Source organism: Yersinia kristensenii, assembly GCF_900460525.1.
GTDB lineage: Bacteria > Pseudomonadota > Gammaproteobacteria > Enterobacterales > Enterobacteriaceae > Yersinia > Yersinia kristensenii.
Genome location: NZ_UHIY01000001.1, coordinates 2,563,821 through 2,585,604 on the forward strand (window position 1 = coordinate 2,563,821; position 21,784 = coordinate 2,585,604).

Genomic DNA, 21,784 nt, shown 5'->3' on the forward strand with positions numbered 1-21,784 from the left:
ATAATTTTATATATATCACCCGTTTCACTCTTTATGAGGTTTTAAATGTACCGTTTAGCCGCTTTTGATATGGATGGAACCTTGCTAATGCGCGACCATAGGATTGGTGGCGCGACATTGAATGCGTTACACCAGTTAGTGGAAAACGGGATGATCCTGACATTTGCTACGGGGCGGCATTACCTTGATATGAAAGGCATTCTGTCTCACTCAGGTATTAACGGTTATTTAATTACGGGTAATGGTACGCGAGTGTGTGACATGGATGGTGTGCACTTAGATGGTATGGATTTACCGGCGGAACTGGTGGAGTTTGTGCTGCGCACCCCATGGCAGACAACTGCCAGTGTTCATATCTTTCGCGATGATGGTTGGTTTACTGATTATAATGATCTCGCATTGTTAGCGGCCCATAAAACCAGTAGTTTTCAGTTCCAACTGACTGCGCTGGATGCATTACCGATGACGGGTAATCACAAAATTTGCTTTATTGCGCCACATCAAGAGCTAGCTGAACTTAAGATTCAGCTTGAGCAGCAAATGGGTGACAAAGCGGATTTCTGTTTCTCGGCCGAGGAGTGCCTGGAAATGTTGCCTCGTGGTTGTAATAAAGGGGCAGCTTTAGAGCGATTAAGCCATCATCTTGATTTAACCTTGGCTGATTGCATGGCGTTTGGCGATGCGATGAATGATAAAGAAATGTTGTCGCGAGTCGGCCGTGGGTTAGTGATGGGAAATGCATTACCGCAATTGAAGCAAGAGTTACCTCAGTTACAAGTTATTGGCCGCTGCGAGGAACAAGGCGTAGCTCACTATTTGCAACATTGGCTAAGTTCACCACACCTCACCTATTCCCCCGAATTCTGAGGTATATGCCCTTGGTTCTTTAAACTGAACGTTGGGTGTAGCTATTAGCCAGCCGGATAACCATCCGGTTTTTTTCTTCCGAAAAGGGCCTGTTTTAAGGCCCTTTTTATCAATGAATTACAGATTATTTAATTCATTACGATAGGGTGTTAAATCACCGATATTGTTGCTTACCCACTGAGGGTCGTAATAAGTATCGAGATAACGCTCACCGCTATCGCACAGTAACGTCACGATGGCACCTGTTTGGCCCTGCTCACGCATTTGTTTAGCTAATTGCAATGCTCCCCAAACGTTAGTGCCGGTGGATGCACCGACTTTACGGCCCAATATACCCTCTAGCCAATGGATGGTGGCAACACTGGCGGCGTCAGGAACCCGTAGCATGCTATCGATCACTTCTGGGATGAATGAAGGCTCAGCACGAGGCCGGCCAATCCCCTCAATTCGGCTACCACAACTGCCTGTGACTGTACGGTCACGGTGACAGAAACAATCATAAAAAACGGAGTTTTCCGGATCGACCACCATCAGTTGGGTGTCATGCCCTTGATAGCGAATGTAGCGGCCCAAAGTGGCTGAGGTGCCGCCAGTCCCGGCGCTCATGACAATATAGTTAGGAATTGGGAATGGTTCTCGGGCCATTTGACGGAAGATACTATCGGCAATGTTATTATTCCCACGCCAATCAGTTGCCCGCTCAGCATAAGTGAATTGGTCCATATAATGGCCGTTAAGCTCACGAGCCAATTGCTCGGATGCAGCATAAATTTGCCCAGCATGGTCGACAAAATGGCAGCGTCCACCATAGAAAGTGATTTGCTCCACTTTACGTCGAGCAGTGCAACTTGGCATGACGGCGATAAAGGGTAAACCAATCAGGCGGGCAAAATAGGCCTCTGACACCGCCGTGCTCCCTGATGAGGCCTCTATTATCGTAGTGTCTTCTTTGATCCAGCCATTACATAAACCATAGAGAAACAAAGAGCGGGCCAAGCGGTGCTTTAAGCTACCGGTCGGATGTGTACTTTCATCTTTTAAATAGAGGTAAATGCCGGGAAATGCGGGTAGATTTAAGCGGATCAAGTGGGTATCAGCGGAGCGTTGAAAATCGGCTTCTATTTCACTGATAGCATTTTTCACCCAAGTATTGGTCATTTTATGGCCTGCGATGTAGGTAGTAAACTAATGATGACTAGGTTAACGGTTATCAAAGAAAAAAACGTTGCCATTTTTACTTCTTTATCGCCAAATAGTAGAAATTTATTCTATGGTTACTCGCTATGTTAGATAAAACCGACCGTAAACTCCTGTGTATGTTACAAGAAGATTGCACGCAATCACTGCAAGTGCTGGCCGAAGCCGTCAATTTGACCTCGACACCCTGCTGGAAACGTTTGAAGCGCCTTGAGGATGAGGGGTTTATCCGCGGGCGGGTGGCATTGTTAGATAGCGAAAAGCTAGGATTAGGACTCACTGCATTTGTGCTGATCAAAACACAGCAGCATAATAGCGATTGGTATCAGGAGTTCGTCGAGTTCACCAAGCAAATGCCAGAGGTGCTGGCGTTTTATCGCATGGCGGGGGAATACGACTATTTAATGCAGGTTGAAGTCGCCGATATGAAGAGTTATGACAACTTTTACAAACGCATGGTGAACGGTGTGCCGGGGTTGATTGATGTAACATCCAGCTTTGCAATGGAAAAAATCAAATACACCACTGCGTTGCCTGTACCTGAGTGATTACCTGCCATTTTTCAAACTGTGGAGTGTGGGTTGCCTGGCATCTATTGGGTATAAAAAAACATTTTAACGATGGTATTCTACGGCCCTAAATAATTCGAGTTGCAGGAAGGCGGCAAACGAGATAGTCCTGATGAGCTTACATTTGTAAGTGATTGGGGTGACAAATCTGCTGGGAGCAGATCTGAACGCGGCTTGTAGCGGCCTCGCAGAGGCGAGTCCCATGGACGGGCCGAGTAACGAGCGTAGCCAACATACATGCAGCTTGAAGTATGACGGGTATACTGCCCAGTCGCATTGAGCGAGCAAATACCGATGTGATTCGGTGTCAGACCATGGAATAAAACTGCGTGAGATTGTTTGCACAATTAGGCTGGTATTTCCGCCGTGAGTGGCGTCGCTATGTAGGTGCGGTGCTGTTGCTGATCATTATTGCTATTCTGCAATTATTACCCCCTAAATTGGTAGGGGTAATTGTTGATGGCATCAGCACAAAACAGATGTCGACCAATATGTTATTGGTATGGGTAGGCGTGATGCTGGTGACGGCCATCGTGGTCTATCTACTGCGTTACGTCTGGCGCGTTTTACTTTTTGGTGCTTCCTATCAATTGGCCGTGGAGTTACGCGGCAACTTTTATCGCCAACTTAGCCGCCAGGCTCCCGGTTTTTATTTACGTCACCGTACTGGCGATTTAATGGCGCGAGCGACAAATGATGTCGACCGCGTGGTCTTTGCCGCCGGTGAAGGGGTATTAACGCTGGTGGATTCGTTGGTGATGGGGTGTGCTGTATTGATTGTTATGAGCACCCAAATCAGCTGGCAATTAACTTTGCTGTCATTGCTTCCCATGCCGGTCATGGCGGTGGTCATCAAATATTACGGCGACCAACTGCATCAGCGTTTCAAATCAGCTCAGGGGGCATTTTCTGCTCTTAATAATCAGGCGCAGGAAAGCCTCACTAGCATTCGCATGATTAAAGCTTTTGGTTTGGAAGAAAATCAATCGCAACAATTTGCGCAGGTTGCCGAAGAAGCGGGGGCCAAAAATATGTATGTGGCTCGTGTTGATGCCCGTTTTGATCCGACAATTTATATTGCTATCGGTGTCGCAAATTTATTGGCGATTGGCGGTGGTAGCTGGATGGTGGTTAACCACAGCATCACTTTGGGGCAGTTGACCAGCTTTGTTATGTATTTAGGGTTAATGATTTGGCCGATGCTGGCGTTGGCGTGGATGTTCAATATTGTTGAACGCGGCAGTGCTGCTTATAGCCGTATCCGTAGTTTGTTGGAAGAAGCACCAGTCGTGAAAGATGGTGACATTGAGCTATCGAGCGAGCGCGGCACTTTAGCGGTGAATATTCGCCATTTCTATTATCCAGAAGCCAAACAACCCGCTTTGCATGATGTGTCACTGAAATTAGCACCGGGGCAGATGTTGGGGCTATGTGGGCCAACAGGTTCCGGTAAAAGCACCTTGCTGGCGCTTATTCAACGGCAATTTGACATTGATGACGGCACGATTTGCTATCAAGGGCATCCGCTGTCTGATATCCGTTTACATGACTGGCGTGGGCGCTTATCTGTGGTTAGTCAAACGCCATTTTTATTCTCTGATACTGTCGCGGGCAACATTGCATTGGGTAAACCTGATGCGACTCAGGATCAGATTGAGCGGGCTGCTCGTTTAGCCAGCGTGCATGAAGATATTTTACGTCTCCCTCAGGGGTATGACACGGAAGTGGGCGAGCGCGGAGTGATGCTGTCCGGTGGGCAAAAACAGCGGATTTCCATTGCCAGAGCGCTGCTGTTGGAGACTGAAATTCTAATCCTCGATGATGCGCTCTCTGCGGTTGATGGTCAGACCGAACATGAAATCTTAAAGAATCTGCGCGAATGGGGCGAACATCGCACGGTGATTATCAGCGCACATCGCCTTTCTGCCTTAACTGAAGCTAGCGAAATTCTGGTGATGCAGCACGGTGGGGTGATGCAACGCGGTACTCATAATGTTTTGGTGAATCAGTCTGGGTGGTATCGGGAAATGTACCGTTATCAACAGTTGGAGGCCGCATTGGATGACGGTGAGTCGGGGGCCAAAACCGATGAGTAAAGTTAAGCAACTTTGGCCGACACTAAAACGTCTGCTTTCCTATGGTTCCCCGTATCGCAAGCCATTAGGGCTGGCGGTTCTGATGCTGTGGATTGCTGCGGCTGCTGAGGTCAGTGGCCCACTGTTGATCAGTTATTTCATTGACCACGTGGTGGCGAAAGGTACTTTGCCGCTGGGGTTAGTTAGTGGGCTGGCTTTAGCTTATTTGCTGTTGCAATTGCTGGCAGCCGCATTGCACTATTTTCAAGCATTGCTGTTTAATCGCGCGGCGGTGGGTGTGGTTCAGCGGCTACGCATTGAAGTGATGGATGCTGCGTTGCGCCAGCCTCTCAGTGCTTTTGATACCCAGCCGGTCGGGCAATTGATCTCCCGCGTAACGAACGACACTGAAGTCATAAAAGATTTGTATGTGATGGTGGTATCGACAGTATTGAAAAGTGCGGCGTTAATTGGCGCGATGCTGGTGGCAATGTTCACCCTGGATTGGCGTATGGCGCTGATTTCGATTTGTATTTTTCCCGCAGTGCTGGTGGTTATGGCGATTTATCAACGTTATAGCACACCGGTGGTCCGCCGGGTTCGAGCCTATTTAGCGGATATTAACGACGGTTTTAATGAAGTCATTAACGGAATGGGCGTTATTCAGCAATTCCGTCAGCAGATACGTTTTGGCGAGCGCATGGCGTCTACCAATCTCGCTCATTATAAGGCGCGGATGCAAACATTGCGTCTGGAAGGCTTTTTATTGCGCCCATTGCTGAGCCTGTTTTCAGCCATGGTGCTATGTGGTTTATTGCTGCTTTTCGGCTTCAGCCCAGAAGGGTCTGTGGGGGTAGGGGTGCTGTATGCATTTATTAACTACCTTGGTCGTCTCAATGAGCCATTGATTGAATTGACATCGCAGCAGTCGGTCATGCAGCAGGCTGTGGTTGCGGGGGAGCGTATTTTCGAGCTGATGGATAGTGCCCAGCAAGGCTATGGTACGGATGACCGCCCACTGACGAGCGGCCGTATTCAAGTCAATAATGTCAGCTTTGCTTATCGTAACGATAAAATGGTGCTGCAAAATATTTCCCTCGATGTGCCTTCACATGGGTTTGTCGCACTGGTTGGGCATACCGGCAGTGGCAAGAGTACCCTGGCAAATTTGTTGATGGGTTATTATCCGGTGCAGCAAGGCGAGATTTTGCTCGATGGGCGGCCTCTCTGCGAATTATCACATCAAACATTGCGCCAGGGCGTCGCTATGGTGCAACAAGACCCGGTGGTATTGGCCGATTCGTTTTTTGCCAATGTAACATTAGGCCGTGATATTAGTGAGCAGCAAGTGTGGGATGCGCTGGAAACTGTGCAATTGGCACCGCTGGTTCGCGCATTACCAAATGGGGTGCACAGTTTGCTTGGAGAGCAGGGCAACACCTTGTCAGTCGGGCAAAAGCAATTATTAGCGATGGCGCGAGTATTGGTGCAGGCCCCGCAGATCCTTATTTTGGATGAAGCGACCGCTAATATTGACTCTGGCACCGAGCAAGCTATTCAGCGGGCTTTACAGTTGATCCGCAAAAATACCACCCTGGTAGTGATAGCTCACCGCCTTTCGACCATTGTCGAGGCGGATACTATTTTGGTCTTGCACCGTGGAGTAGCAGTTGAGCAGGGTAAGCATCAAGAGTTGCTGGCGGCACATGGGCGTTATTATCAAATGTACCAATTGCAATTAGTCAGTGAAGATTTGGCGGCCATTGACCAAATCGAAACTGCGGTAAGTTAAAGAGTAAGCTGCGGGGCTATGTCCTCGCCGCTTCCCGCTTTTCTCCATGTCATTTCTATTACTTTCTTTCAGCAATAGCACAGCGAATTCCTATCAAGAAGCGTTGCCGCACCATAATCAGGCAGCTCAATCGCGCGAAGATATCGTGGTGCACTTTTGTGACGCGTGTCGCACTAATTTGGTGCGCAAAAACTGTTCAATCCTCTCTACCTAGCTACACCGCTATGGTGCTGGGCATCTCAACCCCCATTAACTCGCCCTTTTTGCATTAAATTCTCGTCAATATTATTTATGGCATAGCCTTTGCTTTATCTATTTCGTGGAAGATAAATGTTTCGTGGCCGACATAAATTCGACTTAATTCGAGAAGGGGCAAATATGAAGCTGGTTACCGTGGTTATTAAACCATTTAAGCTGGAAGATGTGCGTGAAGCCTTGTCCTCTGTAGGTATTCAAGGACTGACCGTAACCGAAGTGAAAGGATTTGGTCGCCAGAAAGGGCATGCAGAACTCTATCGGGGAGCGGAATACAGCGTCAACTTCTTACCCAAAGTAAAGATTGATATCGCGATTGCTGATGATCAATTGGATGAAGTCATTGATGTTATCAGTAAGGCCGCTTATACCGGCAAAATTGGTGACGGCAAAATTTTCGTTGCTGAATTGCAACGTGTTATTCGCATCCGTACCGGCGAAACAGACGAAGCAGCACTGTAATTTGCAGGCTCAAATTTAGTGAATAGGGATGGGTTGATGATGAAAAAACTTTTATCCGTGTTGGGCCTGAGTTCGGTAGCAATGCTGCCCTCTTTGGCAATGGCTGCTGCACCAGCGGTAGCTGACAAAGCAGATAATGCCTTTATGATGATTTGCACCGCGTTGGTGCTGTTTATGACGGTCCCTGGTATTGCCCTGTTCTACGGCGGCCTGCTGCGTTCCAAAAACGTATTATCGATGATGACTCAGGTCATGGTGACCTTTGCGCTGATTTGTGTTTTGTGGATATTGTATGGCTACAGTTTGGCGTTCAGTACCGGCAATGCATTCTTCGGTAACTTTGATATGGCGATGCTCAAAGGTATCGGCCTGACGAGTTTAAGTGGCACTTTCTACCAATATATCCATGTGGCGTTCCAGGCTTCATTTGCTTGTATCACCGTGGCTCTGGTGGTGGGTTCATTTGCTGAGCGTATCCGTTTCTCCGCGGTACTTATTTTTGCTGTACTGTGGTTCACCTTCTCATACTTGCCAATGGCGCACATGGTCTGGGGCGGCGGTTTCCTGGCACTGGACGGCGCACTGGACTTCGCGGGCGGCACAGTAGTGCATATTAACGCCGCGATTGCAGGGTTGGTAGGGGCTTACTTGCTGGGTAAACGTGCCGGTTTTGGTAAAGAAGCGTTCAAACCACACAACTTACCGATGGTGTTCACCGGGACTGCAATTCTGTATATCGGCTGGTTTGGTTTCAACGCCGGTTCAGCCAGCGCTGCTAACGAAATTGCTGCATTAGCTTTCTTGAACACAGTTGTCGCGACAGCGGGTGCTATTCTTTCTTGGGTATTTGCTGAGTGGATTTTACGCGGTAAACCATCACTGTTAGGCGCGTGTTCAGGTTGTATCGCCGGTTTGGTTGCGATTACACCAGCGGCCGGGACTGTTGGTGTCGGTGGCGCACTGATTATCGGCCTGGTGGGGGGAGTTGCCGGTCTGTGGGGTGTAGTTCTGCTGAAGAAATGGCTACGGGTAGATGATACCTGTGATGTGTTTGGTGTCCACGGTGTATGCGGGATTATCGGTTGTATTTTGACTGGCGTTTTCACCTCAGCTTCATTGGGCGGTACAGGTTACGCGGCTGGCGTCACCATGGGGCATCAAGTCGGTGTACAGTTATTTAGCGTGGGCGTGTGTTTGGTCTGGTCTGGTGTCGTTGCTTTCGTTGCCTACAAAATTGCTGACCTGGTGGTTGGCCTGCGGGTACCGGAAGAGCAAGAACGCGAAGGTCTGGATGTTAATAGCCACGGCGAAAATGCCTACAATCAGTAAGTTAAGAATGGCAGTACAATAAATAATAATGATAATAGCAATGGGGCGATGGCGACATCGCCCCTTCTTATTGATGGTGATTACCGATGCAAACGAATGACACCTTCCTGCACGGTCGAGGCGACCAATACCCCTTCGCGGTTATAGATTTGCCCGCGAACAAAACCACGGGATCCAGAGGCTGAAGTGCTTTCTACTGCATATAGCAGCCAATCATCAAGACGGAATGGGCGGTGGAACCACATGGAATGATCAATGGTGGCAATTTGCACGCCCGGTTCAAGGAAGCCAATGCCATGAGGCTGTAAAGCCGTCGGCAAGAAATTGAAATCAGAAGCATAACCCAACAAATACTGGTGAACCCGCAAGTCATCCGGCATTTTGCCATTGGCCCGGAACCACACGTAGCGGTTAGGTTCCGCTTTCGAACCTTGCAGTGGGTTGTGGAATTTCACCGGGCGCATTTCAATTGGTTGATTGCCAATAAACTTCTCACGCACTTTTTCAGGGATCAGATGGGCAAATTGGCGGGCAATCTCGGTTTCCGACATCAATCCCTCCGGCGGTGGAACATCCGGCATGGTATTTTGGTGTTCAAAACCATTTTCCTGACTCTGGAACGACGCCGTCATATAGAAGATAGGTTTACCATTCTGAATTGCACTGACCCGACGGGCGCTGAAACTATTGCCATCACGTAATGTTTCTACGTCATAAATAATGGGTTTGCTGCTATCCCCTGGGCGTAAAAAATAGCTGTGAAATGAATGAACGAGCCGATCAGTAGGGACGGTTTGCTTTGCCGCATAAATAGCCTGACCGACAACTTGTCCACCAAATACTTGGCGCAAGCCCAGATCTTCACTTTGGCCCCGGAAGATCCCTTCTTCAATTTTCTCCAAATCGAGCAGATCGAGCAGTTTGTTTAGTGCCTGGCTCATGTTGTAGTCCCTGATGATTGAGTTCATGCACAGTGTGCGGAATCCATTGGGCAGTCGTCAATATATTGCTGTGAAACAGCTGTACGATTGAAGATAGCTGGATAAGGAATAGTCTGATAAATGGCTCAATTGGGAGAGAACCGGCAGGGAGTAGAGGATTGTGCTATAATTAGCTTGCTAGGTGGTTGAAGCCACTTATTAAACGCCAACTTTTATGTGAATAGCTGGCATCTTAATAATAAGAAGGAGTGCGACCTATGAAACCTTGGCAATCAAAAAAATTCTGGCAGGCAGTGGGTGGGGCAGCATTGGTAGTCAGTTTAGCAGGGTGCGCCCACAAAGGGGCTGATGTTCCCGTTCCGGCACCCGCAGGAGCTACTGCGGCACCTATTGCTCAACCTGCCGTACAGGGGACAGTGAATATCCGCGAGCGTATTGCTTTGCCACCTGATGCCATCGTTACGGTGACGCTGTCGGATGCTTCACTGGCTGATGCGCCTACTCGGGTTATTGCTCAGAAAGCGGTTCGTACCGAGGGTAAACAGGCCCCGTTTAATTTTGCTTTACCGTTTAACCCAGCAGAAATCCAGCCAAATGCTCGTATTATAGTCAGTGCGGCTATTACCCGTAATGGTCAGCTGCTGTTTATCACAGATACCATTCAAGAAGTGATTAATAACGGTACCGGTACTCAAGCTAATCTGCTGCTGGTTCCAGTGACCTCTGTTGCAATTGAAACTGCACCTACAGCGACAACGACTGGTACTGGGACGATACAGTAATTTTAAGTCGCTTTTATGCGCCGCAGAGCATTGAACTGTGGCGCTAAAGCTCACTGTAGCGCCAGCGATATTGCTGTAAATCAATGCGTCCTGCGGGACTTATTTCAATACCTTCAGCCAACAATGCATTTTTCTGCCGGAGATAATCTTCTCCAACTAACGATATTTCCCCGTGACGATTAATCACTCGATACCAAGGTAATGTAGAGCCTTCCGGTAAGCGTTTCAGAACACCGCCAACTTGCCGCGCGGCTCTGGGTGAGCCTATCAGCCGGGCAATATCGCCATACGTGGTGACTTGTCCAAATGGAATCGCCGCCACAACGTGAAATACTCGCTGACGGAAGCTGTCGACTATGGGTAGGTGGTTATGTTCTGTTGGGTTATTTAGCATTTCAGCATTATCCGGGTTTGATCGCTCTGTTCTTGGTGATGTCACTGCGTCCTCTTTTTTATTCGTTATCTGTTAACAAATAGTGTGGTGCTATAGAGAAAATGAGAGTGATATAAATAGAATGAGGCTCACCCTACGGGCTAGCATAAATGCTGTTCAAATCGGTTCCCGATCGATTTGTATCTCCCTTGTCGCTTTCCTGCAACTCAAATTATTTAGGATATAGGATTAATTAAGAGCCGAGTGGGTAAGAAACCACCAGTTAGCGCGTGTTGTCTTGCTATTTCGAGGTCCATAGTCGATAATGCCCACCGCTCCAGAGTACAAGGAGCCGTTAACGTCAATGGAGGTCCTGTTGGTTCTCCCGCAACACTAACTTGTGAACTCGGTCAGATCCGGAAGGAAGCAGCCGTAGCAGGCGAGGTGTGTGCCGGGATGTAGCTGGCAGGGCCTCCACCAATTTTGGTGAATCCACACAGTATCAAAATTGATTGGCTTATCGACACTCTTAGCCAGTAGTTATCAATCACCGTAGTTATCAATCAATAGTTATCAACTCGTCGTTATCAGCGATAAATCTTCTTGTCCCTCCAATGTCCGTAGTACTGATCGCCCATTTATTGAGAATTAATACAAGAATCTTCTTATTTGTTTGCAAGTTGGATTTTTAATTTATGTTTTAGATTTAACCAATAATTAAGAATATTTCTAAATTATTAGCGATTAGGTGGATTTAATAAATTAAATAGTACAACAATACAGCATCACTTCAATGTTCTGATAAACCTCATCACTTCATCTAAACACGCTTCATTTAAACGCATATGCGCAATAACGCGGGATTAAAGTTAACCTTCAATACCTGGGTGTTTTATCTCAAATTAAACAGTTACAACCTGCTGGCTGCATTGAAGCCGATAACGATTATCGGCTCAACGTTGTGTGTCTTAACCAGCGTTAAGCAAACTATTTCACATGTTGCCAAACAGTGGGTGGAATTTTATCATAAAGTTTATTCATTGTGAGCTCAGCTAAACGGTGGTCTGCAGCTGAGTAAAACAATTCCAGCTCATCATCTGAAAGTTCGTATTTATTCTTTTCAATTACACGTTCTAATGTATCAATAGTTGTACATTTTCTTAAACGCATCAGGTAGTCAGTTTTTGTCATGGTGAATTTTCTTCTCGATATAAAAATAATATAGTGGAACTATCCTTTAAGTTTTCATCAGGGTACAGATGTATTCCCCTGAGAAAAGTCTGAATAAACGCTCTTTGGTTTTTTGCCAGCGACGCAATTCAGGATCATTGATCCCATAACTACTAAACAGAGTATATGTATCGTCTAAATATTCTTCCACTAACTCTGAAAGGTCGCCGCCATCTGGGTATTTTATTTTAAAACTCATCACAAATGAAGCTATATGCTCGATCAAATCATTCAGTTGCAGATTTACGGCAGAAGTTGGGTCATTTACCCAGCCATGGTGGCTATCACCAAGGGTGGCAATGCCTTCATCATACAAACTCTCACATAAGAACTTCAATTGGGCAATGTCATGCCGTTTCGGTGAGTACTCATCCATATCATCCCCTCCGTAAACTCTTAATTCGGTGTTGATAACACAATGTGAGTAGATCGGTAATCATATAAATGCAGAAGCTTATCGGTAAAGTAAATAAACTTTTCTTGCTATAAATATAAATCATTTCTCCGCTCACCGCGCAACTTTATTACTTAATCTTACAATTCGTCAGCGGTTGAAGGTCTGTCATTGTTAATTATATCAAAGGTGATTTTTTCTGGATGTACAATAAATGTTACAGTATTTGTTAGGGACTCTTCAGCATTGATATCTAAGCAAGGGTTAAAAATATACCACTGATAAGAGTAAGTCATTGAATAACAGTTATCTTTCAGTGCGGTAATATCAAGAATATCTAATGAGCCAGGAGTGTACTGGGCATTCTCCGAATAATACATTAACCCCGAAACCAAGCTTTCTTCAATTTCACCGATGTTACTTTTGATAAAATTCTTCAGTAATGAAATCGGGTAACACCCTGAGAAGAAGTCCCCAGCTATTACATTGTTCATTAATTGTCCGCTCATGGTGACAAGGTTAATTCATTAACACATTGCCATTGTTACAAAAAATGCGATGGCATATGTTTTCAGTAACTACTTGCATGATTTGAATGAAAAATTTCTAATTTAATGAGATTTATCCACTCAACCGTTTAGTTAACATAAAGCGAGATTATTCAGGTCGGGCTCAATAACACTGTTCGACAATAAAATAACAAAACTTAAATAGAAATTTGCATATTTGAGGTTATTACTCACGATTAGCTCAATCTACTTCTATTAATTTAGAATGCTATGCAGGTTTTATCAAGAGGAGGGACTCCCGTAAGGCCGGTTTTTTATTGTGTAAATTATCATTTTGCGAGCGTTAACGAAGAGTTCTGCTGTCAGAGTATCAAAATCATGCCCATTCTCACCAGTGAGGCATTAGTAAAAATACTTTAATGTGCTGTAACTAAGTATGTTCGCACGGCTTGTTTTATCCGCAGCCCCGGATTTTTATCCACTTCTGTTGGCGCTGTATCAATATCCCGTCATGGATTGTTACCTTTGAAGTGCCTGTGGCAGAGATGCGCACTTGAATTTAATCAATCAATGTGATGTTATATTGTATCATTTAATCACTTATTCTTCTCTGACATGAATAAATTCTCTGCTCGGTTTACTCCGCTACCACATTGGACGTTGTTTTCACTTTCTTCCTTACAGCGCATTGCCGGTGTTGCCTTACTTTGTGTGTTGCTGTGGTGTGCCATTTATTGGGCGAATGTATTGCCATGATAAATTTGAGAGATATTGAGATTGGATATGAAAAGCATGCCCTAACACCATCAATTAATGGGTGTTTTGCCGCCGGTTCGCTTACCGCGATTATCGGAGCGAATGGGGCAGGTAAATCCACTTTGCTTAAAACTTTGGCGGGCTTACAACCGGCTGTCGCGGGGGAAATGACATTTACTGGAGGGAGATCCCCGCAAATGGCCTATCTTCCTCAACAAGCTGAGTTAGATCGGCAGTTTCCTATTGTAGTTCAAGATGTAGTGGCGATGGGGTGCTGGCCACAGAGTGGATTACTGGGCGGAATTAATCATCAATCACGGCAACGAATCAAACAGGCATTAGGCGCGGTGGGTATGCAAGATAGGGTTCGCCAGCCGGTTGGTGAGCTTTCGGGTGGACAATTGCAGCGGGTGTTATTTGCTCGCCTTTTAGTACAGCAAGCGCAACTCATTTTGCTGGATGAACCTTTCACCGGTATTGATAGCCAAACTGTTGAGCTGTTACTTGAGGTTATTCACCAGCTACATAATGAAGGGAGAACCATAATTGCTGTCCTGCATGATATGTCGATGGTGGCGGACCATTTTCCTCATGCATTGTGGCTAACATCTCAAGGCTATTGGTGGCAATCCTCTGATCAGGTTTTAGCCCAGTGGCATCATTCCCAGGGTTCATCTTGTTCATTTCCCGCACCGCCCAACTCTTTAAGGGCAATTAATTCATGATATTGCTTCATTTATTTATTGATCCTTTTCTAGATTTTGGCTTTATGCGCCGGGCATTGGTCGCGTGTTTAGCTCTGTCACTCAGTTCTGCGCCGCTCGGGGTGTTCTTATTATTACGACGAATGAGTTTAGTCGGTGATGCTCTGTCGCACGCAGTATTACCAGGGGCAGCTATCGGATACCTGATTTCGGGTATGTCGCTGGTGGCCATGGGGGTCGGGGGGTTTATTGCCGGGTTGGCGGTTGCCATGATGTCGGGATGGGTGAGCCGCCGAACACTGTTAAAAGAAGATGCCAGTTTTGCGGGTTTCTACCTGGGGTCTTTGGCTTTAGGGGTCACGCTAGTCTCTCTGCGGGGTTCCAGTATGGATCTGCTCCATGTGTTGTTCGGTTCTATTCTGGCTGTTGATGCCAACGCTATGACCATGGTTGGGGTAATCACCACTTTCTCCATGTTGGCTTTAGCGGCCATTTATCGCGCGTTGGTAGTGGAGTCATTTGATCCTGTTTTCCTGCGGGTCAGCATGGGGCGTTGGTTGATGGTGGTTCATGCACTGTTTCTGTCATTGGTCGTGCTTAATTTAGTCGCTGGGTTTCAAATTCTGGGCACGCTGATGTCGGTCGGATTAATGATGCTACCGGCTGCCAGTGCGCGTTTTTGGGCCAAAAACTTACCTCAAACATTGGGCATTGCCATGGTGATTGGCATGATTGCCAGCCTGGTCGGGCTACTCTGGTCGTATTACGCCTCATTGCCAGCCGGGCCAGCTATTGTCCTGAGTGCCAGCCTAATTTTCTTTTTATCTATTTTATTTGGAACGCGTGGTGGTGTTTTAGCCACTGCGCGCCGTTGAGAACTATTTATTATTGAGAACCCCGTGTCATTAAAGGAGAGTTAAATGAAGTATTTACCTATTAGTTTGGCGGTGGCTGCCCTGCTGTCAAGCCCACTGGCAATGGCAAAAACGGTTGAAGCTGTCGCCAGTTTTTCTATTTTAGGCGACATCGTTAAGCAGGTCGGGGGTGAGCATGTCAATGTGGTGACCTTAGTTGGCCCAAATGGTGACCCCCATGGTTTTGAACCCACGCCGAAAAATAGTAAACAATTGTCCAAAGCTGATGTGGTGTTTGTCAGTGGGTTGGGGTTGGAGGGCTGGTTAGAACGCCTGATCACGGCCTCTGGCTATAAAGGGCAAGTTGCCATCGCGTCAACCGGCGTCGATACCCGCAAGATGGATGAAGAAGGTAAAATGGTGACTGATCCCCATGCATGGAACAGTATGGCGAATGGTATTAAATATGCTAACAACGTAATGAATGCATTGATTGTCGCTGATCCCGAAGATGCCGATTATTTCCGTAAGCGCGGGGGGGAATACATTCAACAGTTGGAGAAATTGGACGCTTATGCCAAAGCGCAATTTGCCGCGATCCCCATTGGGCAGCGCAAAGTTCTAACCAGCCATGACGCATTTGGTTATTTTAGCCAGGAATATGGGGTTAAGTTCTTATCACCTGTTGGTTTCTCTACTGAGTCTGAAGCCAGTGCCAGTGGAGTTGCTGCGCTGATTAACCAAATTAAAAAAGAGAAAATAAAAACCTATTTTATTGAAAACCAAACTGATCCGCGGTTGGTAAAACAGATTGCTGGAGCCAGTGGTGCGCAAGCGGGCGGAGAACTTTATCCGGAGGCATTATCTGTAGCCGATGGGCCAGCGGCGACTTACGCGGAAGCTTTTAAACACAATGTGGACACCATGGTGGATAGCATGAAGTAGTAAAATGACTCAGCCTCGGAGGGAACTCTGGGGCTTATTTCTCACGCCTTTGATGACAATAAAGAAAAGCCCCGTTGGGCAGCAACGGGGCTTTTTATAGGTAGATAACATACTTAATATCACCGCTTCTTATGGGTTCCTCCTTGAACCGCTTTAAAACGCGGATTACTTTTGCAAATAACATACACCCGACCGCGGCGACGGACGATTTTGCAATCGGGATGGCGGTTCTTTGCAGACCGTAATGAGCTTAACACTTGCATAATTAACTCTCAGAATTAGCTGGCTTTTTGGGTTAGGAAGCTGCCGAATCGCTTATGGAAGCGTGCAGTACTGCCTTCTTTTGAAAACTCTTTTTGTTTACCGGTGTAATACGGATGCGAGGCCGAAGAGATATCCAATGTGACATAAGGATAGGTCTGTCCATCGCGTTCAATGGTTCGCGATGTCGCGATAGTTGATCCGACGGTGAAATAAGTGTCTGCACTGGTATCGTGAAAAACCACAGTCCGATAGTTAGGGTGGATGCCAAGTTTCATGAGAACTCCATTGTTATGTTATATCATAACAAATATTATGCTCCATTCATTTTTCAGTTTCAAGTCCGAGTTTCAAATATGAATAAAAAAGCCCGCAAACCGAAGCTTGCAGGCTTTTTAAAGTGTGTGACGCGCTTGCTGGCGCTTAAGCGACCACGTGTAACCCCAAAACAGCAAAGATATTCGCCAATATACCTACGATAATAGCCGCGATAGGGCCTGCTGCTAATTTCATAACCGGGCGGCCACAAATTTCGTTGAGGATATACAAACTGACGACCACGAAAATACCGGTACCAGGCCAGATTTGATTTGCGGCATTAACTCCGCCCACCAAAAGTGCAATTTCAAGAATTTGCGTCATGGCGGTACGAATATTATCCCCGGACATTTTTAATGATGGGAAGCGGTTCATCGCCTTGCCAATTCGGCTCAGACTGGTAATTTCCACACCCATAGCACCGGCCCCGAGTATGCCCGCAACCACTGGGTTAGGCGCAAGATAACCTAAGCCGAGGAACCAGTCACACCAACCGTTGGTGCCATACACACCACTTATCATTGCGGTGGTAATAATCAGTGGCATGAAAGCAAGAGCTTGAACAATGGCGACAATAGCCGCTGAGGTAATTTGCCCTTTTCCGAGTAACGCCGCAGCAATTGGCTCACCGGCAATCCAATGGTAATGAGCTGTGATGGTGATCAACGCCGCCATGGGTAATAGATAAATCGCGTTTTTCCGAATGCGCTTAATATTGTCGTCAAACAAGCTATGTTCCATTTCTTCACCGTGGCGTTTATCACGGGAAGCAAAAAACAGTAAGCAAATCATGCCAAACAGCATCGCAATGCCTTCTGGACTGAGTGCCACTTCATTACCGGCAATAGTGACTGGGTTAATTCGTTCAATCACAACACGGGCCAGGAAGGCGATAATAATGGTAATTAACCCCGCTTTTTTGCCGAATTGATAACCGACAGCAATGGCAGGGAAGGCGACAAATGCATAAATTATTGGGTCACCGACTGATGCGAGAGCATCAAGGAAATTGACGGGTAGATAACTGAAGCCCTTAATCAGCCCATCCAGTGCGATAGTGATTAACGCACCATAAACAGTACCAATTAATACGGCTAACTTAGTATTATTCAGTGATACCCCAATAATATCTGCTGTCAGCAAAACAATATGAATAACAATAATCCCAGTTGCCAACGTAATTGGCATGGCGAAACCGGTAATGAACCCAATACTGATAGCAAAAGAGATACCCGCTAGCTCTTTTCGGCTCATATTGCCGTTCATAAACTCCGGCATAATAGGCCGCAATCCATCGTGATAAACCGCGATAGACTTGTTGGCAAGAAAAGTGGCATATCCCCCCATTAGAGAGAAAAGAATAATCTTAACTAAATTAAACGATTCCATATCACGACCCCATCGGGGCCAATAGGCCCCAGACTAATTTGTTTATTATTGTTGTTATACCCTTCGTATTTGAAGTTGCAGGGGGCTAGCTACACTCACACACCCGAATCACTGACTTGATGTAAGCTCATCGGGATTTATTCGCTTGCAACCTATCTGCAACTTCAACTTTCTTGGGGATATATGACAAAGTGACTTACCGCCAAATATTTGCAGCGTTATTTGTCTGCCAATAAAACGGCACATAAGGCTTTAACAGAGTTTTCAACGCGATCATTGGTGAAGCCAAATGCTTTTTTACCCTGATCTATCAATTGGCTGATACTGGCCTCCGAGGGCTGTGTCAGAGCATTCGCTATTGTGGCGCACTTATCGCGGCCAATCAGAGCATAAGCCATAGCAAGAGCACCGCCTGCACCGCTTTGGCAAGCGCCCACGTAATAGTCGAAACTGCCATTTTTGACTTTCATTGCGGCATCCATGTCGGTAAATATTTCACAGGAAATTTTATCTGCGCCATATTTAGCTAAACAATCTCGTATTTCGTTTTTATTCAGTTGCCCACCAATAGCGATTTTAAGCATTCTTACTTCCCCTTAAGTACCTGAATATATCCCATTATTTACTGGCGTCAGTGAGCTGCCGCCAGAAAGAGTGGCCGTTTTGGGGTGCGATTGCCGCAAAAAACTCACAGACTGTCGCACCAACATCTGACATTGTTTCCCGGGTTCCCAGACGAATGGCCTTTTGCGGTGATTGCGCCATTCCCGCATGATAGACCAGCAATGGCACCTGTTCCCGGGTGTGTTTGCTATGGCCGATTGTCGGGTCGTTGCCGTGATCTGCCATCACGACCAGACAATCACCTTGCACCATAGCGGCAGTTATTTTGCCTAGCATGTTATCGACCAATTGCAGGCGTTCTGCATAGCGCGCAACATCCTGCCCATGGCCCGCCAGGTCAGTTTCCTGAATATTAGTGCAGATGAAAGCACTGCCCGCACGTTGCACTTCTTCCAATGTAATATCTAAAATTGTTTGTGAATCAACTAATTGTTGGTAGCTTCGTCCTGCCGGATTGGCAACGATATCAGCGACTTTGCCCACCAGAACTGTGGGAATATTCACTTTTTCAAGCTGATGAGGTACCTGAACATCAGCATCAACACCATAACCGAGGTGAATAACCTGAAAACCATTATCGTAAACACCTGATTTCGGGCTGTTAATGCCAATATAATGTTGCTGCTTAACTTCAGCTGCACTGATGATTGCGTGACTATTCATCAGCACCCCCCCATAGGCGATGACGCGGTTCACTTCTACACAACCCCGCACTATCCGACCTATCTTTTCGACCTGCTCAAAATTAATGGCATCTAAATTAGCACAAATATTAAATACTTGGCCTAAATCTGCTTCAAGATTATCACCAATTGCGACGCAGTTATTGACCCATAGAAATTGTAAATTGCTGCTATCATTAGGCGCACTGTGCTCTTCAACTTGATAACCTTGCTGGCGTAATGCATCAGCCACACGCGTTTTTACACTGGAGAATGGCATGCTTAAAGGTGAGCGGGGGAGGGTGCCCATGATCTCCTGATGGCCCATAAAGGTGTCGCCGCCTTCATGTTGCAACAGCGCGACACCAAAACTGGCCTCGGGGTTGTCTTGCATCACACTGGCGTGAAAATCCGGTGAGCCAATATGGAGTGCATTGATGAGCCCCATTTTCTCTAGATTAGGTAAACGCAATTCGGGGTAGGTTTGCAAAATATGGGCGCAGGTATTTGCCTCTATATCTTGTGGACGAACTTCAGCGACATCGGGCATAGCCCCTACGCCAAAGCTGTCAATGACCAGCACGATAAACTTACTCATAACCTCTCCTGCCCGGTGGCGTTGGAATAGTATTCCCTTGGCTATCATAAATCCCGAGTAATGTGGGCTGACCAGAATGGATCCCGCCGACCAGAACCACGTCACTGCGGGTGACGAAAATCTGTGTACGAAAGCACATCACCACTGGGCTACCGACGGCGAAGGGTTGAGTAAGACTCACGGTATAGTCGATACTGTCATGGTCTGGAGTCAGTACCTTACTGGCATGCCATTGTTGGTCATACACCAGTGCATGACTCAAATGACCGCGCCGATAGTAACCGCCACCATAGCAATAACTTTTACCTTGATGGCAATGGGAAACTTCTGTCAGATATAGCATGGCAATATGTTCGGGCTGGTTACCCTGTTGGTTAGAGGGCATAGTTCCAGTCAATGAGTGGCCCGGTTCGGCGTGCGTGACGCCCCACTTAGCCAGTTGTGGCAAGCTTTCAATGCTAGTTGCAGAAGGGCCATTGACCTGTTCAACCTGTATGCCGTGCTGCTTCAGGATGTTTTTTGCTTCAATCAGGGTATTGAGATTCGGGCTGGGTAATGTCTTGCCTTTTTCACTATCAAAAAGCATACAAGGAAAATGGGTAACACCCACCAAACGAATACCAGAGATTGTTTTTATTTCTTTGATAATATTGGGTAGCTCATCCAGTGAGAATCCTGCTTCTTGCCCAGGGTAAATAAGGTCAGCGTGATGCCAAACCTTTAATAACAGTGCTTGTTCTGTATTCTGACGTACAGCGGCAGCGGCAATTTCTCGTGCTTTGGCGACACTGTAAACGGTAATCACTTCGGGGTGATGGGATACAACTTCATCCACCATCCCGCTGGGGATTTGGACTAAATGGCCGATGTGGGCCACTGGCAAATTATGTTGATAGAGTTGGCGCGCCTCTTTGAAATCTACCGCGACAATACCATGATAGCCACATTCCAGCAGGATCTTACACAGCAGAGGATTTCGGCCAAACTGTTTGCTCATCAGATAAAGAGTGATTCCATGACGTGTTGCTGTTTCCAGCAATAAACGCGCATTTTGTTTGACCTGGTCAACATCAATAACATAGCTATCAGGTTTAATAACCCCTTGTTGCAAAAGTAAAAGTGCCGCTTCTATGAGCGCTGGGTTCTGTTTTTGTAATGCTTTTAGTAGCATATTTTATCCCTAAATATACTCGTCATACTTCAAGCTGCATGTGTGTTGACCGGCTTCATGCAACTCGAACTATTTAGAGTAAAATGATATTTTTATTTTTCATTTTTTTGAATATTTAATAACTATCTAAATTATTTGCTCTCCGTCTGTTGGGCCAGATGCAGGCCATATAAGTTTGCTAATAAGTATCCTAATTCGTGATTGGGGACTTCAAAGACAAACAGTGAGAGTAAGTCGTTATTAATTTCCCTGATATTGGCAAAAATTGCTGTGGCTTCGATCTCTTTTAATATTTCATCGTCGATAGCCGGAATAACCTGTCCCTGACTTGCCCGCATCAGCGCATTGGCCATGTGAGTAATCAGCATTTCTCCTTGGGGATGACGAATAGATAATTGCCAGTGGTGTTCCAAACGAGTGAGAACATTGAGCATCCCGAAGTAGACCGCAGAATCAATAACCTGCGCGTCATATAAAATTTTTAATCTCGTTTCCATTGGTTCATTATCTTCATTTTTATGAATATTTACATCATAGTAATTTATTACCTGGCTGCAAATGTTCAACTCGCTATTTGATATATTGATCACAATATAAACGCTTTGACGGAATTGACTGCTTTAAGGTGGTGTTTATACCCTTTTTTCTACTGGCCCAATCTTGGGTGCAGGCCAATGATAAAAAAGGCCGCTGAGTTTACACTGAGCGGCCTTGTTAGTATGACGTT

Annotated in this window: 23 protein-coding genes and 1 other RNA gene; 11 read left to right on the forward strand and 13 right to left on the reverse strand. The window is 46.2% G+C overall.

Features of this window, described 5'->3' with window-relative positions; genetic code table 11:
• The first annotated feature begins 45 nt into the window (after positions 1–45).
• Positions 46–867: an HMP-PP phosphatase gene (cof, locus tag DX162_RS11655; protein WP_004392657.1), complete on the forward strand. Its 822-nt coding sequence runs from the start codon at positions 46–48 to the stop codon at positions 865–867.
• Positions 868–984: 117 nt separating this feature from the next.
• Here cof and DX162_RS11660 read toward each other — a convergent pair whose 3' ends face one another.
• Positions 985–2,025, reverse strand: a complete 1,041-nt coding sequence (locus DX162_RS11660) for a PLP-dependent cysteine synthase family protein (RefSeq protein WP_004392656.1) — start codon at positions 2,023–2,025, stop codon at positions 985–987.
• A 125-nt stretch (positions 2,026–2,150) separates the two neighbouring features.
• Between DX162_RS11660 and DX162_RS11665 the strand changes: the two genes are divergently transcribed.
• The 5 genes from DX162_RS11665 to amtB all read left to right on the forward strand — a co-directional run bounded on the left by DX162_RS11665 (position 2,151) and on the right by amtB (position 8,546).
• Positions 2,151–2,612, forward strand: a complete 462-nt coding sequence (locus DX162_RS11665; protein WP_032820910.1) for an Lrp/AsnC family transcriptional regulator — start codon at positions 2,151–2,153, stop codon at positions 2,610–2,612.
• A 350-nt stretch (positions 2,613–2,962) separates the two neighbouring features.
• On the forward strand, positions 2,963–4,729 hold the full coding sequence (locus DX162_RS11670; RefSeq protein WP_050119307.1) for a SmdA family multidrug ABC transporter permease/ATP-binding protein: 1,767 nt from the start codon (positions 2,963–2,965) through the stop codon (positions 4,727–4,729).
• A complete protein-coding gene (locus DX162_RS11675) occupies positions 4,722–6,500 on the forward strand; it encodes a SmdB family multidrug efflux ABC transporter permease/ATP-binding protein (protein ID WP_032820909.1) in 1,779 nt (592 codons plus the stop codon). Before DX162_RS11670 ends, DX162_RS11675 begins: the two co-directional genes overlap by 8 nt.
• A gap of 378 nt (positions 6,501–6,878) precedes the next feature.
• Positions 6,879–7,217, forward strand: a complete 339-nt coding sequence (glnK, locus tag DX162_RS11680; protein ID WP_002208627.1) for a P-II family nitrogen regulator — start codon at positions 6,879–6,881, stop codon at positions 7,215–7,217.
• A gap of 39 nt (positions 7,218–7,256) precedes the next feature.
• Positions 7,257–8,546: an ammonium transporter AmtB gene (amtB, locus tag DX162_RS11685; protein ID WP_032820917.1), complete on the forward strand. Its 1,290-nt coding sequence runs from the start codon at positions 7,257–7,259 to the stop codon at positions 8,544–8,546.
• Positions 8,547–8,626: 80 nt separating this feature from the next.
• On the opposite strand, the gene tesB is transcribed toward amtB, so the two are convergent.
• Complete coding sequence (tesB, locus tag DX162_RS11690) at positions 8,627–9,487, reverse strand: acyl-CoA thioesterase II (protein WP_049557780.1); 861 nt, start codon at positions 9,485–9,487, stop codon at positions 8,627–8,629.
• Between the two features lie 257 nt (positions 9,488–9,744).
• Between tesB and DX162_RS11695 the strand changes: the two genes are divergently transcribed.
• Positions 9,745–10,269 carry a YbaY family lipoprotein gene (locus DX162_RS11695; RefSeq protein WP_098081175.1) on the forward strand — a complete coding sequence of 175 codons (525 nt, stop codon included), beginning with the start codon at positions 9,745–9,747 and terminating at the stop codon, positions 10,267–10,269.
• A 43-nt stretch (positions 10,270–10,312) separates the two neighbouring features.
• On the opposite strand, the gene DX162_RS11700 is transcribed toward DX162_RS11695, so the two are convergent.
• Positions 10,313–10,663 (reverse strand): MGMT family protein, encoded by a 351-nt coding sequence (locus DX162_RS11700; protein WP_004392645.1) that lies wholly within the window; start codon positions 10,661–10,663, stop codon positions 10,313–10,315.
• Positions 10,664–11,016: 353 nt separating this feature from the next.
• On the opposite strand from DX162_RS11700, the gene ffs reads away from it, so the two are divergent.
• Positions 11,017–11,113: signal recognition particle sRNA small type (gene ffs, locus DX162_RS11705), an RNA gene on the forward strand.
• A gap of 516 nt (positions 11,114–11,629) precedes the next feature.
• Here ffs and ymoA read toward each other — a convergent pair.
• From ymoA to DX162_RS11720, 3 genes are all read right to left on the reverse strand, one after another.
• Positions 11,630–11,833: an expression modulating protein YmoA gene (gene ymoA, locus DX162_RS11710; RefSeq protein ID WP_002208622.1), complete on the reverse strand. Its 204-nt coding sequence runs from the start codon at positions 11,831–11,833 to the stop codon at positions 11,630–11,632.
• Positions 11,834–11,879: 46 nt separating this feature from the next.
• Positions 11,880–12,248: an Hha toxicity modulator TomB gene (tomB, locus tag DX162_RS11715; protein ID WP_004392643.1), complete on the reverse strand. Its 369-nt coding sequence runs from the start codon at positions 12,246–12,248 to the stop codon at positions 11,880–11,882.
• Positions 12,249–12,406: 158 nt separating this feature from the next.
• Positions 12,407–12,760, reverse strand: a complete 354-nt coding sequence (locus tag DX162_RS11720) for a hypothetical protein (protein WP_032820904.1) — start codon at positions 12,758–12,760, stop codon at positions 12,407–12,409.
• 767 nt (positions 12,761–13,527) lie between these two features.
• Here DX162_RS11720 and DX162_RS11725 point away from each other — a divergent pair.
• From DX162_RS11725 to DX162_RS11735, 3 genes are read left to right on the forward strand one after another with little or no spacing between them, the layout of a single operon-like run.
• Positions 13,528–14,256: a metal ABC transporter ATP-binding protein gene (locus tag DX162_RS11725; RefSeq protein ID WP_032820916.1), complete on the forward strand. Its 729-nt coding sequence runs from the start codon at positions 13,528–13,530 to the stop codon at positions 14,254–14,256.
• Positions 14,253–15,110, forward strand: coding sequence for a metal ABC transporter permease (locus tag DX162_RS11730; protein WP_032820903.1), 858 nt, complete (start codon positions 14,253–14,255; stop codon positions 15,108–15,110). Before DX162_RS11725 ends, DX162_RS11730 begins: the two co-directional genes overlap by 4 nt.
• Positions 15,111–15,155: 45 nt before the next feature.
• Entirely contained in the window at positions 15,156–16,034 is an 879-nt protein-coding gene (locus tag DX162_RS11735; RefSeq protein ID WP_004392637.1) for a metal ABC transporter solute-binding protein, Zn/Mn family, read from the forward strand.
• A gap of 119 nt (positions 16,035–16,153) precedes the next feature.
• Here DX162_RS11735 and ykgO read toward each other — a convergent pair whose 3' ends face one another.
• From ykgO to DX162_RS11770, 7 genes are all read right to left on the reverse strand, one after another.
• On the reverse strand, positions 16,154–16,297 hold the full coding sequence (gene ykgO / locus DX162_RS11740) for a type B 50S ribosomal protein L36 (RefSeq protein ID WP_002208618.1): 144 nt from the start codon (positions 16,295–16,297) through the stop codon (positions 16,154–16,156).
• Between the two features lie 15 nt (positions 16,298–16,312).
• A complete protein-coding gene (locus DX162_RS11745) occupies positions 16,313–16,573 on the reverse strand; it encodes a type B 50S ribosomal protein L31 (RefSeq protein WP_032820902.1) in 261 nt (86 codons plus the stop codon).
• Between the two features lie 145 nt (positions 16,574–16,718).
• On the reverse strand, positions 16,719–18,002 hold the full coding sequence (locus tag DX162_RS11750; RefSeq protein ID WP_004392635.1) for a YhfT family protein: 1,284 nt from the start codon (positions 18,000–18,002) through the stop codon (positions 16,719–16,721).
• 218 nt (positions 18,003–18,220) lie between these two features.
• The gene (locus tag DX162_RS11755; RefSeq protein ID WP_004392634.1) at positions 18,221–18,586 is read right to left on the reverse strand and encodes a DUF2620 domain-containing protein; all 366 of its coding nucleotides are present in this window, start codon (positions 18,584–18,586) and stop codon (positions 18,221–18,223) included.
• A gap of 34 nt (positions 18,587–18,620) precedes the next feature.
• Entirely contained in the window at positions 18,621–19,886 is a 1,266-nt protein-coding gene (locus DX162_RS11760; RefSeq protein WP_032820901.1) for a phosphopentomutase, read from the reverse strand.
• The gene (locus tag DX162_RS11765; RefSeq protein WP_004392632.1) at positions 19,879–21,057 is read right to left on the reverse strand and encodes a YhfX family PLP-dependent enzyme; all 1,179 of its coding nucleotides are present in this window, start codon (positions 21,055–21,057) and stop codon (positions 19,879–19,881) included. The genes DX162_RS11760 and DX162_RS11765 overlap by 8 nt, the downstream gene beginning before the upstream one ends.
• A 131-nt stretch (positions 21,058–21,188) precedes the next feature.
• A complete protein-coding gene (locus DX162_RS11770) occupies positions 21,189–21,554 on the reverse strand; it encodes a PRD domain-containing protein (RefSeq protein WP_032820914.1) in 366 nt (121 codons plus the stop codon).
• Positions 21,555–21,784 lie beyond the last annotated feature (230 nt).

Coding starts and splice junctions, on each gene's coding strand:
- cof (WP_004392657.1), top strand. CDS start 46: ATGTACCGTTTAGCCGCTTTTGATATGGATGGAACCTTGCTAATGCGC.
- DX162_RS11660 (WP_004392656.1), bottom strand. CDS start 2,025: ATGACCAATACTTGGGTGAAAAATGCTATCAGTGAAATAGAAGCCGAT.
- DX162_RS11665 (WP_032820910.1), top strand. CDS start 2,151: ATGTTAGATAAAACCGACCGTAAACTCCTGTGTATGTTACAAGAAGAT.
- DX162_RS11675 (WP_032820909.1), top strand. CDS start 4,722: ATGAGTAAAGTTAAGCAACTTTGGCCGACACTAAAACGTCTGCTTTCC.
- glnK (WP_002208627.1), top strand. CDS start 6,879: ATGAAGCTGGTTACCGTGGTTATTAAACCATTTAAGCTGGAAGATGTG.
- amtB (WP_032820917.1), top strand. CDS start 7,257: ATGAAAAAACTTTTATCCGTGTTGGGCCTGAGTTCGGTAGCAATGCTG.
- tesB (WP_049557780.1), bottom strand. CDS start 9,487: ATGAGCCAGGCACTAAACAAACTGCTCGATCTGCTCGATTTGGAGAAA.
- DX162_RS11695 (WP_098081175.1), top strand. CDS start 9,745: ATGAAACCTTGGCAATCAAAAAAATTCTGGCAGGCAGTGGGTGGGGCA.
- DX162_RS11700 (WP_004392645.1), bottom strand. CDS start 10,663: ATGCTAAATAACCCAACAGAACATAACCACCTACCCATAGTCGACAGC.
- ymoA (WP_002208622.1), bottom strand. CDS start 11,833: ATGACAAAAACTGACTACCTGATGCGTTTAAGAAAATGTACAACTATT.
- tomB (WP_004392643.1), bottom strand. CDS start 12,248: ATGGATGAGTACTCACCGAAACGGCATGACATTGCCCAATTGAAGTTC.
- DX162_RS11720 (WP_032820904.1), bottom strand. CDS start 12,760: ATGAACAATGTAATAGCTGGGGACTTCTTCTCAGGGTGTTACCCGATT.
- DX162_RS11725 (WP_032820916.1), top strand. CDS start 13,528: ATGATAAATTTGAGAGATATTGAGATTGGATATGAAAAGCATGCCCTA.
- DX162_RS11730 (WP_032820903.1), top strand. CDS start 14,253: ATGATATTGCTTCATTTATTTATTGATCCTTTTCTAGATTTTGGCTTT.
- DX162_RS11735 (WP_004392637.1), top strand. CDS start 15,156: ATGAAGTATTTACCTATTAGTTTGGCGGTGGCTGCCCTGCTGTCAAGC.
- ykgO (WP_002208618.1), bottom strand. CDS start 16,297: ATGCAAGTGTTAAGCTCATTACGGTCTGCAAAGAACCGCCATCCCGAT.
- DX162_RS11745 (WP_032820902.1), bottom strand. CDS start 16,573: ATGAAACTTGGCATCCACCCTAACTATCGGACTGTGGTTTTTCACGAT.
- DX162_RS11750 (WP_004392635.1), bottom strand. CDS start 18,002: ATGGAATCGTTTAATTTAGTTAAGATTATTCTTTTCTCTCTAATGGGG.
- DX162_RS11755 (WP_004392634.1), bottom strand. CDS start 18,586: ATGCTTAAAATCGCTATTGGTGGGCAACTGAATAAAAACGAAATACGA.
- DX162_RS11760 (WP_032820901.1), bottom strand. CDS start 19,886: ATGAGTAAGTTTATCGTGCTGGTCATTGACAGCTTTGGCGTAGGGGCT.
- DX162_RS11765 (WP_004392632.1), bottom strand. CDS start 21,057: ATGCTACTAAAAGCATTACAAAAACAGAACCCAGCGCTCATAGAAGCG.
- DX162_RS11770 (WP_032820914.1), bottom strand. CDS start 21,554: ATGGAAACGAGATTAAAAATTTTATATGACGCGCAGGTTATTGATTCT.